This is a genomic window from Flavobacterium sp. P1_E4 (assembly GCF_056405915.1).
In genome coordinates, this window is sequence record NZ_JBFUBE010000022.1 from 32,314 (window position 1) to 50,193 (window position 17,880).

Consider the following 17,880-nt stretch of genomic DNA (forward strand, 5'->3'; position numbering starts at 1 on the left):
GTGTATTCAAAAAAATTACACCCATCTATAAAACGATACATTTACATTCAATCAATGAAGCACATCAAATACTAAATCATGAAATTAACTAGCTTTTTTCTACTGCTTTTTTTAATCAACATATCTTACACCTCTTTAGGACAAGTAAAAAAAATCGGTTTACCGCATATTAAAAATTTCAGTAGAACAGAATACAAAGGAGGTACACAAAACTGGGACATCAATCAAGATAAAAATGGAAATTTATATTTTGGCAATAATGATGGGCTCTTACAATTTGACGGTTCAACTTGGAAAAAATATAAAGCCAAAAACTCAGATGCCGTTAAATGCTTGAAAGTGGATCCATCTGGAAAAATATACGTGGGTTGCTATAATGAGTTTGGTTATTTTAAAGCCAATTCAAAAGGAAAACTTGAATACTTTTCATTATCCGATTTATTAAATAAAAAGACCCTTAATAGAATTGACTTTATTTGGAAAATCCATCTTTATAAGGATGAAGTTATTTTCCAATCATTTGATGGGATTTTTATTTATAAGAATAATAAAATTAAGATCATAAACGCCCCCAAAAGATTTCAATTTTCATTTATTTCTAATTCGAGATTGTACATACAGGACATTTTTTCGGGAATTATGGAATATCAAAATGGAAAGCTCGCTTATCTTAAAGGATCAAATGCTTTGAACAATTCCGAAGTTTGGGGTTTCATTGAGTTAGAAAAAAATAAAATATTGGCAGCAACTCTAGATAGAGGATTATTTATACTAGCCAACAATCAGGTAACACCCTGGAGTACAGAGGCAAATGTATTTATCAAAAAAAATGGCTCCTTGGGGTGTATTCTTTATAAGAACAAATATGTTGTAATCAATTCAGTACTTGACGGAATTATAGTTTGTGACTTAAAAGGAAACATTATACAACACATCAATCGCAGTAAAGGCCTCCAAAACAATACTGTTCTTAGTTCATTTATTGACAACAGTAATAATTTATGGCTGGGATTGGATAATGGTATAACCTATGTAAACGAAAATTCATTTTTGACCTATTTTGGTTTTAGTTATAATTTAGGCACAGTATATTCTTCTGTTGTACACAAAGGCAATTTGTATGTTGCCACAAATCAAGGGGTTTTTTACCACCCGTGGAATACAAATTTCAAAGAAGGCTCATTCAAACTTGTAGAAGGAACAACCGCACAAGCTTGGAACATACAAATAATAAACAGAGAACTAATATGCGCCAGTAACAAAGGCGCGTTGGTTTTACAAGATGGCAAAATGATAAAAAATTTAGACCCCAATGGATATTTTAGCTTTAAATCAATACCTAAACATCCCAATTTTTTTATTGGCGCAAATTATAACGGATTCTCAATTTTCGAAAAGACTAATACAGGATTAAAATTCAGAAATAAAATTGTTGGCATTAATAAATCTTCCAATGCATTTGAAATAGACAATGATTATTTATGGCTAAAGAAGGACGAATTTATTTACCAAATAGTTCTTAATAACAATCTGAGAAAAACAAACTCAGTTAAAACGTTTACCCAATTTTCAGAACAAAATCCAGGTATTGGAAGCTTACAAAAAATAAATAATAAAATTTATTTTCAATCAAACAATATATTTTACACTTACTCAACAGCACAAGGTACATTTATAGAAGCCCCAGCTATAACCAACATGTTCAAATCAATTCCAAAAATAAAGGAACTTGTTGAGGACACTAATGGAAACCTATGGTACAACTTCAATGGATCTATGGGGGCACTAATGAAAGTCAGTAACAAATACAAACATGTCGTTGCCCCTTTATCAAACTTAACAGGGAATCTAGTGACAAATTATCTATCGATTAATACTATTGATTCCAAAAATTCTTTTATAGGTTTAACTGATGGACTTGCACATTATGATCCTACTATAGACAATAAATCTGCATTAAAACCGAAAGCCCTCATAAGAAGCTTTTCCTTCCCAGGAGACACTATACATCTAGGAAATGGTCAAAATAAAGATGAAGAATATAAATTACCATATTCATCAAATCAAGTAAAATTCACATTTTCTTCCCCTTCATATGAAAATCTTGAAAATCTTGAATTTTCATACCAGCTGGAAGGTTTTGAAGAAAATTGGAGCGCATGGTCCAACAGTGCCATAAAGGAATACACCAATCTAAAAGAGGGTAATTACAAAATGAAAGTAAGAGTCCGAAACAGTTCTGGGATCGAATCAGACGAAAGCTCAATTGCTTTCAGGGTTTATCCTCCATGGTACAGACACTCATTAGCCTATTTATTTTATTTATTAATAGCTGCTGGATGTGTTTATTACATTCGTCTACGAATCAGGATAAAAATAAGAAAGAATAAGCATTTTGAAACACTGGAACAACGAAGGTTGTATTTGGAAAAAGAAACTAAAATCAAACAGGAACAATATGAGCTTGAAAAAGAGATCGAAAAATTAGAAAATGAAAAATTGCAAATAAAAATCCTTTCTAAGGATAAAGAGCTAGTAAACAACACCTTGCAAGTTGTTAAAAAAAATAAGATATTAAATGGAATCATTCATAAATTAAAAGACATCAACACAAATTCATTTGACGAAACAACTAAAGCTCAATTCACTAAATTAAACAGAAGTATTACCAAAGAAGTCAATACTGACAAAAGCTGGAAGGATCTTGAGAAACATCTCAAAAACGTACATTTTGATTTCCTTAAAAAATTAAAAGAAAAACACCCTACAATTTCTCCTCGAGAAATGGATTTGGCAACTTATTTATTAATGAATATGTCTACCAAAGAAATTGCAGAATTTATGAATATATCAACAGGTGGTGTCGAATTAGCAAGATATCGACTAAGAAAGAAACTAGAGTTAAACCAAAAAGAAAATTTAATTGGCTACTTAATGAGTATTAAATAAAAAAGCTCCTTCAAATAATTCTGAAGGAGCTTTTTAAATATTAAAAAATTATTTTACAAACTCTAAGGTTCGTTCCAAAGCCATTCCTCTAGAACCTTTAATGAGTATCATGTTATTTTCAAACTTTTTATTTTCAATTGAATCTGAAAAAGCATCAAAGTTTTCAAAGAAAAAGAAGTTTGATTTATTTATTTTATTCTGATAAAAATCTTTACCAATAAAATAACAAACAATATCATTTTGATTCATTAATAAATCAACAACGCCTTTATGTTCTAATAAACTCTCATCACCTAATTCAAACATGTCACCTAGAAAAACAATTTTATTTTCTTTGGCTAAAAGTATGAAATTCTCAATAGCAACTTTCATACTACTAGGATTTGCATTATAAGCATCCAAAATAATTTCATTTGTTCCTTTAGACATTAATTGCGACCTATTATTTTCGGGAACATAACTTTCAAGCGCTTGTTTAATATCATTTTCCTCTACACCAAAATAAGTTCCAATGGCAATTGCCGCATTAATGTTATTTGCATTATACAAACCAATTAAATGAGTTGTAACGATGTTTTGGGAATAAGTCACAGAAACAAAAGGATTAGCCTCTACGCGAGTTATATCCACGTTAGCAATGTCTTTATTCACCCCAAAAGAATACGACTGTATAGCTTTAGTTTTTTCAACCTGAATAGGGTCTTCAAGATTAACAAATGCTAGTTTGTCATTATTTGAAAGATAGTGATACATTTCACTTTTACCTTTAATAACACCTTCAATACCTCCAAAACCTTCAAGATGTGCTTTCCCAAAATTGGTAATGTATCCGTAATCAGGTTGTGCTATATCACACAGAAATTCTATTTCTTTTTGGTGATTAGCTCCCATTTCAACAATTCCCATCTCAGTTTGGTCATTAAAGGACAATAACGTCAAGGGCACTCCAATATGATTATTTAAATTCCCAATAGTCGCTTTAGTCTTGAATTTTTTTGAAAGCACAACATTAATCAACTCCTTAGTTGTTGTTTTACCATTACTTCCAGTAAGAGCAATTATTGGCAGTTTCAAATGATTTCTATGAAATTTAGCTAATTCCTGCAAAGCAATTAAACTATTTTCAACCAAAATGGTTCTCTCGTCGATATAATAGTTTTTATCGTCTATTATTACATATGATGCCCCTTTATCAAGTGCTTCCTTGGCAAAAGTATTGGCATCAAAATTATCCCCTTTTATTGCTACAAAAAATGAGTTGGACCCTATTTTCCGAGTGTCAATTGAAACAGAATCACATTTCAAAAACAAACTATGAATGTATTTAATATCCATATAAATATAGTTTAAAAAATAAAAGCCCTAATGAAAGGGCTTTTATTGTATTGTATATAAAAAAATTAATTTCTAGGTGATCTTTTTGTATTTGATTTTGAACCTACTCTAGACATAGCACATCTAAATCCGATGTAATCTGTTGCCATATCTTGAGGAAAGAATCTTCTTTGTGCAGGATCCAACCAATAAGCTCTGTCTCTCCAAGATCCTCCTTTGTAAACGCGAACTGCATCATTTATCAAAGTAGTTCTTTTACTAGACTTGTCATACTTTCTTTCCATGTTTCCTAAACTGTCAATTTTTACATTGTGTTTAGGAGCGTTGTACATGATCTCTTTGTCTGAAGTTTTTCCTTTATCAGCATCAGCACCACCAAACTTATAATACTTACTAGATTGTTTATCTCCATCTCTGTAATTAATATTGTCGCTTGTACTGAAATTTTGTCTCAAATAAGTTTCATTCTCATCAACAGGAACTTGAGCAATTTCACCAGCCAAGTATCTAGGCACTAATTTACCATTACTTAATGTATCAAAAACAACATTTTTATTAGTGATTATTTCAATTTTTCCATCTTTACCGATTTTATTTTTGGTATAAACGTTACCTCTGAAATAGTTAAAATCATTTGTCTCAACATCAACGATTGGTCTGTAAACATCGGCTACCCATTCAGATACGTTACCTGCCATATCATATAGTCCAAAATCATTTGCCGGATAGCTTTTTACAGCATTTGTAATATCAGCTCCGTCATCAGACCAACCTGCGATTCCACCGTAATCTCCATTACCTTGTTTAAAGTTAGCTAATTGGAAACCTTTGTTTGATCTTTTTCCAGAACGAGTGTAGGTACCAGACCAAGGATATTTCTTTTGTCCTTTATAGATATTGTATTCTCTTTGACCTACATCAGCTGCTGCTGCATATTCCCACTCCGATTCGGTTGGCAATCTGTATTCAGGCAATAAAATCCCTGATGATCTTTGAGCATATACATTTTTCTCTTCAACCACATTACCATTTTTGTCTGGTTTTGGTCCTTTTTTAGACGCTCCTTTTCCTTTCAAAAGAATTTCTTCGTTTCCTCCGTAAGTCATGGTAGGTGCAGCTAAATAAGTTTCAGAGTTGAAATTACTTTCAGCAGAAACATCTAATGTCTTAGCATCTTTCTTTAAATATCCATTTTTTTCTAAAACAGCTTCGTTTACACGATCAGTTCTCCACTTACTAAATTCAACTGCTTGAACCCAATTTACTCCTACAACAGGGTAATTAGCATAAGCAGGATGTCTTAAATAGTTATTGGTCATTGTTTCGTTGTAACCCAATCTGTTTCTCCAAACAAGAGTATCTGGTGAAGCACCTTCATAAATATTTTTATAATTTTCTTCTGTTGGAGGGTAAACTTTTTTCAACCATTCAAGGTATTCAAGATACATTAAGTTGGTAACTTCTGTTTCGTCCATATAAAAAGACATAACATGTTGTTGATTTGGAACATTATTCCAATCATGCATTACATCATCTTGAACTAATCCTCTTGTAAAAGTTCCTCCTTCTACAAATACCAATCCTGGTCCAGTTTCCTGTGTCTTATGGGCAGATCCTTTTGTAAAACCGCCTTTAGAACTGCTTACATTCCAACCTGTACCTCTCGAGGCACTGTCAGATTTAGATTTTTTGCTACAACTAGCTAGCCCTAATATTAATGCCAGGGATAGCATCATCTTTAAGGGGATAGTTTTATTTACTTTCATAGTTTCTAGTAGGTGATTATTAAAATTTAGGTTGCGCAATGTAATAATTAAACATTAAATCACAAAACCCTTTTCAACTTTATTTTTTATTAAAATTTTAACACATGTAATAAAAACGCAAAAATATATTTTTTATTACACAAAACAACGAAAATGACATTTAATATTTTTTTTTTACTTTTAACAATTATTTACAATACACTACGTCATCAATCTCAATGAAAAACCTCTTATTTTGTTTTATTCTTTTACTCCCAATTATAACTTTTGCTCAAATAAAAGGAGATATAAATATTGATTGGATAGAAAACAATACTACAGCTCCCAATACTAAATTCCAAACACCTATTTTCAAAGGAAACAGTTATTTTTATGACGGATACAATCAATCTATTTATTACAATTTAAACTTAAAAACCGCCACAGAATTAGACGAAAAAAGTATTCAGATTTCTAATGTGATTTATGAATCCATATCGGCATCAGCACTTGTAAATTTAAACATTACTACTATTCCTTCCTCTATAACAACCACCCTTTATACAACAAAATCCAGAAACACTATTCAAAACTTTCTCAGAATATCCCCAATAATCAAAGAGCCTTCTGGCTTCAAAAAAATTAAATCCTTTTCATATACCATAAATAACGGATCTTCAAGAAAAACCATTTCAACCAAAAATAAAGCAAGTATTACTAATTCCGTTTTGGCTTCAGGGGACTGGTATCGCTTTTACATCGAAAAATCAGGGATCTATAAAATTTCCTTGAAATTTTTACAGGAACTAGGGATGAATTTAAATGGAATTGACCCAAAAAGAATTAAGATATACGGTAATGGTGGTAAAATGTTACCTTTAGCAAATGACACTTTCTATCCGACAGATTTAACCGAAAATGCAATTCAAATCCAAGGCGAAAACGATGGTGTTTTCAACGATGATGATTACATATTGTTCTATGGTGAGGGAATTTACAATTGGAATACCGAAAGTCAAACCTATCTGAATTTATACGATTCAAAATCCTACTATTACATAACGATTGAAGGAGACTACGGAAAGAGGATATTAAATATGACTCAGCCTACTACTGCAAGTACTTTAAATATTTCAACATATGACGATTATCAATTTCATGAAGTCGACTTAACAAATATTGCTCAAGTTGGCAGGCAATGGGTTGGTGAATCATTTGAAATTAATCAAGATCAAGAATTTGTATTTGATTTTCCAAATATTGACTCATCAATACCCGTTAAATTAAATACCTCATTAGCATCCGCTGCCTACACACCTACTTCCTTTAAAATTACAGCCAACGGGCTTGATATTGGCAATGTTTCATTTTCTGCATTAAACACCAATTCAGATATACAATATTTCAATGGCTCACTCCCTAGCAATACCACATTTACTGGCAGTTCGAATATAAAAATTAAATTATCATATAACAACAATGGAGTTCCTGGATCTAAAGGCTTCCTAGACTATATTCAGTTAAAAGCAAAAAGTAAATTACTAGGATTCGGAAAACAATTTCATTTTCAATACGACTTAGCGAATTCAAGCCTTGGAGTTATATCTTATGATTTTTCAAATGCTGCTACTATTTCTCAAATTTGGGATGTAACCGATATTTACAATGTATCTAAAATAGAGAACAACAACCAAAATGCATTTTCATTCAAAGCTAATCTTGGAGAACTTAGAGGATATATTGCTATTGACCCAAACAACTATTACTCTCCATTAAAAGAAAGTAAATCAAAAATAGCCAATTCAAATATAAAGGGAACGATTTTTAAAAATACTCAAGGTCAATTTCAAGATATTGACTACCTAATTATTTCTCCAGAAACTTTAAGATCCCAAGCAGAGAAGTTAGCTAATTTTCATAGAGTAAATTCTAATTTAAATGTAAAAGTTATTACTCTTGAATCAATCTATCAAGAATTTTCCTCAGGAAAACAAGATATTGCTGCAATAAGAAACTGCATTAAATATATTTACAATAATGCTTCATCGACAGACAAAAGAGTTCAGTATGTCAATCTTTTTGGTGATGCATCATTCGACTATAAAAAAAGAATAACCAACAACACCAATATTGTACCTATATATGAATCATTAACCAGCAATACAACTGGCGAAGCATCATTTGCATCAGATGATTTTTATTGTCTAATGGATGATTCCGAAGGAAATATCACTACATTTTATGGAGGAGTAGACATCGCTGTTGGCAGAATGTTAGTCAGCAGTACCACACAAGCGGACGAGATGGTTAATAAAGTTATAGAATATTATGACAAAAGAAGTTATGGAAGCTGGAGAAACAACTATGTCACACTTTCCGATGACTCTGACAAACCTACTGATGTAACTTTGCAATCAAGACAAAATACTCTTGCCGACGAAATTACCGTTCAAAAACCTTTTTTGAATGTATCAAAAATATTTTTAGACTCTTACACACAAGAAGCTTCCGCTGGAGGAGAAAGATACCCTAAAGCAAAATCTGAATTTTATAACGAATTTGAAAAAGGAGCATTAGTATTTAACTATCTCGGCCATGGCGGAGAAGATGGCTTGGCTAGCGAAAGACTTTGGGACAAAGCAGACAGCCAAAGCCTAAGTAATCAATACAAATACCCATTATTTATTACGATTACTTGTGAGTTTTCTCGTTTTGACAATCCCACAAGACCTACAGCTGGAGAATACATTTATTGGAATTCAAAAGGTGGAGCCATTTCTTTAGTATCGACAATTCGTTCAATTGGACAATTTAGTGCCGAAAATTTCAATGATGTTTTTGCAAAAAATCTTTTATCCTACGGTTCCAATCAGTACGCTTCCATAGCCGAAGCCTTAAGAGTTTCTAAAAATGAAAATCCAAATACTGCAACAAACGTAGTTCTTTATCTTGGTGATCCAGCAATATTCCTAGCTATACCCAAGCCAAAAGTTGTTTTAACCAAAGTGAACGATGTACCCGTAAATCAACCGCTCCCAGATTTCAAATCATTAGCCAAAATGAAAATATCAGGAGAAATAACAGACGAGAACAATCTTCCTTTAACCAATTATAATGGTGTTTTATCAACTATTTTATTTGATAAAAAAACAACAACAAGCACTTTAAATAATGATGGCTATAGTCCTGTAATGAATTTTACAACTTTAGGAGAAGCAATTTTTAGAGGAAATTCATCCGTTACGAATGGTCAATTTGAATGTAGTTTTATAGTACCCAAAGACATTCGTATTCCGTTGGACACCGGAAAGCTAAGTTTTTATGCCAAACAAAATGAATTACCTCAAGATGTTACTGGTTACGACACCACAATTAAAGTAGGAGGTGTAAATGAAAATGCAGTTGCGGACAATAATAGTCCAAAAGTGAAGTTATATATGAATGACGAAACTTTTGTTTCGGGAGGAATAAGCAATGATTCCCCAATATTTATTGCTTATATGGAAGATGAAAGCGGCATCAATACGGCTGGAGGAATCGGTCATGATATTGTAGCCGTCTTAGATGGAGATGTAAGCAATCCATTTATTTTGAATGATTATTATCAAACTGAGCTGGATAATTTCACAAAAGGGAATTTGCACTTTCCCTTCCGAAATTTAAAAGCTGGTTTACATACCATTACTTTTACAGTTTGGGACGTTTATAATAATGCTACAACAATGGAAATGCAATTTCTAGTAGTTGGAGATGAATCAATTAAACTTACAAATGTATTAAACTATCCTAATCCATGTGTAAATTACACTGAGTTTTGGTTTAGTCATAATAAACCCAATGAACCTTTAGAAGTTCAGGTTCAGGTATTGACAATAACAGGAAAAGTGGTTTGGACGAAAAATCAAACCATCACAACTTCAGGTTTTTTATCTCGAGAAATATCATGGGATACTCGGGATGATTTTGGAAATAAAATTGGTAAAGGAGTTTATGTTTACAAATTAACAGTAAAAGCAACCCTCTCCAATAAGAAGATTGAAAAGTATGAAAAACTTGTAATTCTTTAATAATATAGTATATTTACCCCATTTAATTTTTTATTTCAAATAATGAAAAGAGCTACTTTACTGATTATATTTTTATATAATTTTAATTTTGTTCATGCACAGGAAAGCGTGATTACAACAGCCGTACCTTTTCTTTTAGTAGCAGCAGATGCAAGATCTGCTGGTATGGGAGATAATGGCGTTGCATCATCGACAGATGGCTTTTCACAACAATGGAACCCTTCAAAATATGCATTTGCTACCGACCAACAAGGTTTTTCATTGAGCTACACTCCTTATTTAACGGATTTGGTAAACGACATATCATTAGCACAATTAACTTATTACAATAAATACAGTGAAAAAAGTGCATTTGCTGCCAGTTTCCGTTATTTTGGTTTAGGCGATATTGAACTTAGGCAAGATTTCGACAGCCAAGTTATGACAGTATCTCCAAATGAATTTGCATTTGACCTATCCTATTCCCTAAAATTAAGTGAGAAATTTTCAATGGCAGTTGCGGGTCGTTTCATAAATTCAAACCTAAAAGTAGCTACCGACAATAATGATGCTTCCTCTTCAAGTAGTTTTGCAGTAGATGTAGCCGGCTTTTATCAATCCGAAGAAATTGCATATAGCGATTTTAACGGTAGATGGAGAGCTGGGTTTAACTTTCAGAATATGGGACCAAAAATGAGCTATGATAACGATGATTTAAATGCTAATTTTCTACCCGCCAACATGAAACTGGGAGGTGGATTTGACTTTATTTTGGACGAATACAATAAAATTGCCGTTAATCTGGAAATAAGTAAATTAATGGTTCCAACCCCGCAAGACTCCGATTTAAACGGCGATGGAGTAATTACTAATGAAGAAATCCAGCAAAACAGCGACAACTATCAATCCATTGGTTGGTTCCCAGGAATATTTCAATCATTTACCGATGCGCCTGGTGGATTCAGTGAAGAACTAAAAGAGATAACATACTCTTTAGGATCAGAATATGTATACCAAGATTCATTTTCGTTCCGTGCAGGATATTTCCACGAAAGTCCAGATAAAGGAGCAAGAGAATTTTTCTCACTAGGGGCAGGTTTTAAATACAGTTCTGTAAAAATTGATGTTTCCTACTTATTCTCAACTTCTAAGGTACAAAATCCACTTGAAAATACTTTACGATTCTCTTTGACATTCGATTTTGGAGAGAAATATGAAACTTTTTAATCTCAATTATACTTTTTTTATACAAAACAAAAATCCAAACTTCAATCTTTTGAAATTGGATTTTTTTGTTTTTAATTTAAGTACATTTTCAAAATATTAAATTAAAAAACAGCTTTTACTAATGAAAGAAATAATAATAACTTCGAAAATTAATATTTTTGAAACCATTCAAGACTTACCTTTAATTGAACAAAATTTAATGTTAAAAGCTATAGAAGTTAGGAAAAATGCTTATGCACCCTATTCAAAATTTAGAGTTGGAACAGCTATTCTTTTGGACAATGGTGAGATTATAGTTGGTTCCAATCAAGAAAACGCGGCATATCCTTCAGGGCTTTGCGCAGAACGGGTAGCAATTTTTTATGCAGGAGCTACTTATCCTGAAGCAACTATTTTGAAAATGGCAATTACCGCTGCCTCTGAAAACAACAAAACAACAATTCCCGTTCCACCATGTGGAGCTTGCAGGCAAGCTATCGCAGAATATGAAATACGTCAGAAGACATCCATAAAAATATATTATATGGGCGAAACTGGTGAAATTCATCAATCGGATTCTCTAAAAAATTTACTTCCATTTATGTTTGATAACAAATTACTTTAAAAAAAGACTAAAATTTAGCTTTTAAATTTTAGTTCTTAGTAGGAATGTCTTATTTTTGCATCCCGATCCCTTCGGGGCGCAAATTTGTGGTGAGGAAACTATTTTGCGTTACTAGGTCATAATTGATAATACAATAACACTTAAGCAAAAGAATTATTTCAGATGAAAGAAGTTACAAAAGAAGTTTATTTAAAGTGGTATGAAGACATGTTACTTTGGAGAAAGTTTGAAGACAAACTTGCGGCATTATACATTCAACAAAAAGTTAGAGGTTTTCTACACTTATATAATGGTCAAGAAGCAGTATTAGCAGGAGCTTTACATGCTATGGATTTGACAAAAGACAAAATGATTACTGCCTATAGAAATCACGTTCAGCCGATTGGTATGGGTGTAGATCCTAGACGCGTAATGGCGGAACTTTTAGGAAAAGCAACTGGAACATCAAAAGGAATGGGTGGATCAATGCATATTTTCTCAAAAGAACACCGTTTTTACGGAGGACATGGAATTGTAGGTGGTCAAATCCCATTGGGAGCTGGTTTAGCATTTGGAGACAAATACAATGGAACTGGTGGAGTTACTATGACTTACTTTGGAGATGGAGCTGCACGTCAAGGTTCATTGCACGAAGCTTTCAATATGGCAATGTTATGGAAACTTCCTGTAGTTTTCATAGTAGAAAATAATGGATATGCAATGGGAACTTCTGTTGAAAGAACAGCAAACCATACTGATATTTGGAAACTAGGTTTAGGATACGAAATGCCATGCGGACCAGTTGATGGAATGAATCCTGTAAAAGTTGCTGAAGCAATGACCGAAGCAATAGACAGAGCAAGACGTGGTGACGGACCTACTTTTCTTGAAATGAAAACGTATCGTTACAGAGGACACTCAATGTCTGATGCACAATTGTACCGCTCAAAAGAAGAGGTTGAAGAATACAAAAAGATAGATCCAATCACCCAAGTTTTGGATGTAATTTTAGATCAAAAATACGCAACAGAAGAAGAAATCGAAGTAATTGATCAAAGAGTAAAAGATAAAGTTGAAGAATGTGTTCAATTTGCTGAAGAATCTCCTTACCCTGAAATCCAACAATTATACGACGTAGTGTACGACCAAGAAAACTATCCATTCACACCTCATAAATTATAATCAATTATGGCAACAATTGTAACAATGCCTCGCTTGAGCGATACTATGACAGAAGGAACGGTAGCAGCTTGGCTTAAAAAAGTAGGGGACAAAATAAGCGAAGGCGATATCTTAGCTGAAATTGAGACCGACAAAGCAACAATGGAATTTGAATCCTTCAACGAAGGAACACTTTTATATATTGGAATCCCAGAAGGAGAAACTGCACCAGTAGATTCTTTATTGGCAATAATCGGAAACGAAGGTGAAGATGTTTCTGCTCTGATAGCAGGAGGCTCATCAGCACCTGCCGCAGTTGAATCTGCACCAGTTGCTACTGAAGCAAAAGCTTCTGATGCAACAGTAGCAGCAACTCCTGCAGCAGAATTACCAAAAGGAGTTATCGTAGTAACGATGCCTCGTTTGAGTGACACCATGACTGAAGGAACAGTTGCATCTTGGTTGAAAAAAGTAGGTGATAAAGTTGTTGAAGGCGACATCCTTGCTGAAATCGAAACAGATAAAGCAACAATGGAATTCGAATCTTTCAATGAAGGAACTTTATTATTCATCGGAATTCAAGAAGGCAATACAGCTCCAGTTGATAGTCTTTTAGCTATCATAGGACCTGCAGGAACAGATATTAGCGGAATCGCTGAAAACTATAAAGTAGGTGGAGCTGCTCCAACTGCTGCTGCAAAAGAAGAAGTTAAAGTTGCTTCATCTGATAAAACTGCTGAAGTAATAGAAACTGTTAGTGACGGAAAAAGAATTTTAGCATCACCACTAGCTAAGAAAATAGCAAGCGATAAAGGAATTCAATTAACACAAGTAAAAGGAACAGGTGAAAACGGTCGTATCGTAAAAAGCGATATCGAAAACTTTACTCCTGCAACTGCTACTGCTCCAAGTGCTACTGCATCAAAAGCACCAGAAGCTGCAAAAACGGAAGCTCCAAAAGTATTCGTCCCAGCTGGTGAAGTTTTTACTGAAGAAATCAAAAATTCGCAAATGCGTAAAATCATTGCGAAACGTTTAGCTGAGTCATTGTTTACTGCACCTCATTACAACCTTGTAATAGAAGTGACAATGGATGATGCAATGCAATCGAGAGCAATTATCAATAGCATTCCAGATACCAAAGTATCTTTCAACGATATGGTAATCAAAGCTTGTGCATTAGCCTTGAAAAAACATCCAAAAATCAACTCTCAATGGAAAGAAGATGCTATCATCATCAATCACCATGTAAATATTGGTGTAGCTGTAGCTGTTGAAGACGGATTGGTTGTCCCTGTGTTAAGATTTACTGATGCAATGAGCTTATCTCAAATTGGAGCAAGTGTTAGAGATCTTGCTGGTAGAGCAAAAAACAAAAAACTTGGACCTGCAGAAATGGAAGGAAGTACTTTTACAGTTTCCAACCTTGGAATGTTCGGTATTACTGAATTTAACTCTATCATCAACCAACCAAACTCTGCTATCCTATCAGTAGGGGCTATTGTAGAAAAACCAGTAGTAAAAAATGGTCAGATTGTAGTTGGAAATACTATGATGCTTTCATTGGCTTGCGATCACCGTACAATTGACGGTGCAACTGGAGCACAGTTTTTACAAACATTGAAACAATACATCGAAAATCCGGTAACTATGCTTGCATAAATCAGTATTTTTACAATAATAAAAAACCCGTTTTGAAATTTTCAGAACGGGTTTTTCTTTTTAACTTAGTCACAAATAAAATTCTTATGAAGAAAATAGTTCTATTGTTAAGCATTATTGCTTTTACGGCTTGCCAAAAAAAAGAAAGCACAACTAAACATGAAATTGTAAAAGATTCTCATTCCTTTTCAAATCCAAATGAAGCGATTGTAAAGCATTTAGACTTGGATATCAAAGTCAATTTTGACAATCAAACTATTTCCGGAAAAGCTTCATGGCTGATTGAAAATACTTCTAAAGGAAATGAAATCATCTTTGATGAAAACACATTAAACATTACCAAAGTTACTTTGGGCGATGACGAAAAAGAAACCAAATTTGAATTGGGGAAAGAAGTTGAATTTCATGGAAAACCACTTCATATATCAATCGAGCCAAATACAACTAAAGTCAATATTTATTACAGCACTACAAAAGAATCTATAGCCCTACAATGGCTAAAACCCGAACAAACTGCCGACAAAAAAAAACCATTCGTGTTTTCACAAGGAGAAAGCATCTGGTCACGCACTTGGATTCCGTGCCAGGATTCACCAGGAGTTCGCTTTACATATAATGCCAAAGTTACTGTCCCAAAAGATTTAATGGCTGTTATGAGTGCGGTAAATCCACAACAAAAAAACGAAACTGGCATTTACACTTTTAAGCAAGAAAAGGCCATACCTTCTTATTTAATGGCAATTGCTGTTGGTGATATCGAATTTAAGCCAATTGACAATCGTACTGGCGTCTATGCTGAACACACAGTAATTAATAAAGCGAAATGGGAATTTGAAAATTTAGGTAAAATGGTATATGCCGCCGAAAAACTTTTTGGCCCATACCAATGGGGACGTTATGATGTCATTGTTTTACCACCGAGTTTCCCATATGGCGGGATGGAAAATCCAAATCTTACTTTCCTTACACCAACAGTTTTAGCTGGCGACCGTTCGTTAACAAGTTTACTGGCTCACGAGTTAGGACATAGTTGGAGTGGTAATTTAGTAACTAATGCTACTTGGGATGACATTTGGCTCAATGAAGGATTCACGACCTATGTAGAACATCGTATCGGAGAAGAAGTATTTGGCATTAAAGAAGCTAAAATGCAAGATGTCTTAAGCCGAAAAACATTAAAGACCAATTTGGATGAAATAGGAAAAGACAGTCCTGATTCCCGACTAAAAGTAGACACTTCAGGAAGAAACCCAGATGATGGACTAAGTGAAATTCCCTATGAGAAAGGATATGCTTTTTTACAAACTGTTGAAGCCGCAGTTGGTCGTAAAAAATTTGACGAATTCCTTACTAATTATTTCAAAGCTCATGCTTTCCAATCGATTACTACAGAAGATTTTGTTGAGTATTTTAATAAAAACCTAATCAATGGGAACAAAGCATTAGCCGATAAAATAAAACTTGATGAATGGATCTATAAACCAGGAATTCCAAGTAATATTATCACACCTGTTTCAGAAGATTTCAATTCTATTGATGATATCCAAAAAACATGGAAAGAAACTGGAGTTAAAGGATTGAGTCAAAAGATAAAATCAACCAACGAAAAACAGCATTTTATTGATTATTTACCAAATGATCTAACTACTGAAGAAATGACGGAAATAGATAAAGAATTTAATTTTACCAATGGTGGAAATTTCGTTGTTCGACGCCAATGGTTTATCCAAGCAATACAGCATCAGTACAAAGATGCTTATCCGGCAATTGAACTATTCTTGACATCCTATAGCCGAACAGGCTCCCTATTACCTCTCTACAAAGAAATGATCAAAACACCAGATGGAAAATCTTGGGCAAAACAAATCTATTCCAAAGCAAAAACTGGCTATCATGCTACTACAATTCAATCTATAGAGCCTTTATTGAAATAAATTAAAAACTATAATTAAAGAGTTTAATAAATTTCATTTATATAGATTATCTGATTCATCCGCATAATCCTAACTTTTGAACTTGATCCAATAAATCGCCACCGAATTAAGTTTTGGTGGCTTTTTTATTAAAAAGAAATAATAAAACTTAAAAATTATGGCATGTCCCTACGGGTCGGGCTGTCCATTGTATTCCCGATTAACAAAAACTACGGCAAAAAGCCTTGTTTTTCTAAATTGGGAGATGCCATTCCCATCCCTCATGCAAGGACGTTTTCAGAACAACATTTTTGGTCATTATTGATTAAGTTGATATTTGGCATCATAAACAAAAAATAGCCCCAAAGAGGAGCTGTTTTCATACTTTCGAAGTAAGTTGTATTTTTCAAAAACAATCCAATTAAACTAATTAATTTAATTTACCGTTGCCACATTTTGGTTCTTCATTTTAAGATTCCCCTTGTAGACCTCGGCCACGGATTTTCTAGACAATGTAGATACCTCATTAGTGATCACAATCTCGTGGGTCACTTTCTTTAGATTGGTTTCCACCTCCAAGAAGTAAACCCCCTTTGGAAACTCCTCAAGGCTGTAGGTTTTCAAAATACCCCCCTTGCCGGTGGCTGTCTCAGAATAGATTACATTGTGAAATTTATCGTAGATCGTCACATTGGCCTTTTGTATCTCATTAACCGAAAAACTAATTTCTTTACCAGTTCCTTTTTTTACGTTAAGTAAAAAATCGCCGTCGATTGCATAGGTACTTATTGTAGTCATCGCTACCAAAACTACCAGACTAAGTTTTAAAATCGCTTTCATAATACTGTTGTTTTAAATTAGTAATAATTTCTATTGCTAAAGTAGTATCATAATTTTGTTCAAAACGCAACTGTATTTTCCGATGTAGCTGCTATTTTAACCTTACGCAAACGATGTATTAAACATTAGGACAATACAGCACCTATTCAGGGTAATTGGCCATAGCTTTAAGATGGATCAAGAACAAAACCTGGGGAGGAAATGTCAAAATAAAATAAGAGCTTTGTAATCTAAGAATTAGAGATGACTCCTATAGACCTTTTAAAATTTATGCTACCTGATTTTTTAGTAGATCACTTTGAAGTGATTTCCGCTACTAACACAGAAGAAATATTACACTTGTATTTTGAGGAGAAAATCAAACCTCCACAAGAGTTTAATGCATTTGAACTGGTATCAAAAGGCTTTCAGGATGAGAT

At 33.5% G+C, this 17,880-nt stretch carries 10 protein-coding genes; 7 read left to right on the plus strand and 3 right to left on the minus strand.

The window, feature by feature from the left end; genetic code table 11:
* The first annotated feature begins 78 nt into the window (after positions 1-78).
* On the plus strand, positions 79-2,949 hold the full coding sequence (locus AC1DY0_RS16430) for a triple tyrosine motif-containing protein (RefSeq protein ID WP_477189671.1): 2,871 nt from the start codon (positions 79-81) through the stop codon (positions 2,947-2,949).
* A 48-nt stretch (positions 2,950-2,997) separates the two neighbouring features.
* On the opposite strand, the gene AC1DY0_RS16435 is transcribed toward AC1DY0_RS16430, so the two are convergent.
* Positions 2,998-4,284, minus strand: coding sequence for a UDP-N-acetylmuramoyl-tripeptide--D-alanyl-D-alanine ligase (locus AC1DY0_RS16435; protein WP_477189672.1), 1,287 nt, complete (start codon positions 4,282-4,284; stop codon positions 2,998-3,000).
* Positions 4,285-4,349: 65 nt separating this feature from the next.
* Complete coding sequence (gene gldJ, locus AC1DY0_RS16440) at positions 4,350-6,050, minus strand: gliding motility lipoprotein GldJ (RefSeq protein WP_477189673.1); 1,701 nt, start codon at positions 6,048-6,050, stop codon at positions 4,350-4,352.
* Between the two features lie 218 nt (positions 6,051-6,268).
* Here gldJ and porU point away from each other — a divergent pair, with 218 nt between their 5' ends.
* The 6 genes from porU to AC1DY0_RS16470 all read left to right on the plus strand — a co-directional run bounded on the left by porU (position 6,269) and on the right by AC1DY0_RS16470 (position 16,642).
* A complete protein-coding gene (gene porU, locus AC1DY0_RS16445) occupies positions 6,269-10,096 on the plus strand; it encodes a type IX secretion system sortase PorU (RefSeq protein WP_477189674.1) in 3,828 nt (1,275 codons plus the stop codon).
* Between the two features lie 42 nt (positions 10,097-10,138).
* Positions 10,139-11,302, plus strand: a complete 1,164-nt coding sequence (porV, locus tag AC1DY0_RS16450) for a type IX secretion system outer membrane channel protein PorV (protein ID WP_477189675.1) — start codon at positions 10,139-10,141, stop codon at positions 11,300-11,302.
* A gap of 121 nt (positions 11,303-11,423) precedes the next feature.
* Positions 11,424-11,906 carry a cytidine deaminase gene (gene cdd, locus AC1DY0_RS16455; protein ID WP_477189676.1) on the plus strand — a complete coding sequence of 161 codons (483 nt, stop codon included), beginning with the start codon at positions 11,424-11,426 and terminating at the stop codon, positions 11,904-11,906.
* Between the two features lie 162 nt (positions 11,907-12,068).
* Positions 12,069-13,067 carry a pyruvate dehydrogenase (acetyl-transferring) E1 component subunit alpha gene (gene pdhA, locus AC1DY0_RS16460; RefSeq protein WP_100433208.1) on the plus strand — a complete coding sequence of 333 codons (999 nt, stop codon included), beginning with the start codon at positions 12,069-12,071 and terminating at the stop codon, positions 13,065-13,067.
* A 6-nt stretch (positions 13,068-13,073) separates the two neighbouring features.
* Positions 13,074-14,708 (plus strand): dihydrolipoamide acetyltransferase family protein, encoded by a 1,635-nt coding sequence (locus AC1DY0_RS16465; protein ID WP_477189677.1) that lies wholly within the window; start codon positions 13,074-13,076, stop codon positions 14,706-14,708.
* An 86-nt stretch (positions 14,709-14,794) separates the two neighbouring features.
* Positions 14,795-16,642 carry a hydrolase/aminopeptidase gene (locus AC1DY0_RS16470; RefSeq protein WP_477189678.1) on the plus strand — a complete coding sequence of 616 codons (1,848 nt, stop codon included), beginning with the start codon at positions 14,795-14,797 and terminating at the stop codon, positions 16,640-16,642.
* 414 nt (positions 16,643-17,056) lie between these two features.
* Here the strand turns inward: AC1DY0_RS16470 and AC1DY0_RS16475 are convergent, their stop codons facing one another.
* Positions 17,057-17,461, minus strand: coding sequence for a secretion protein (locus AC1DY0_RS16475; RefSeq protein WP_477189679.1), 405 nt, complete (start codon positions 17,459-17,461; stop codon positions 17,057-17,059).
* Positions 17,462-17,880: the final 419 nt, after the last annotated feature.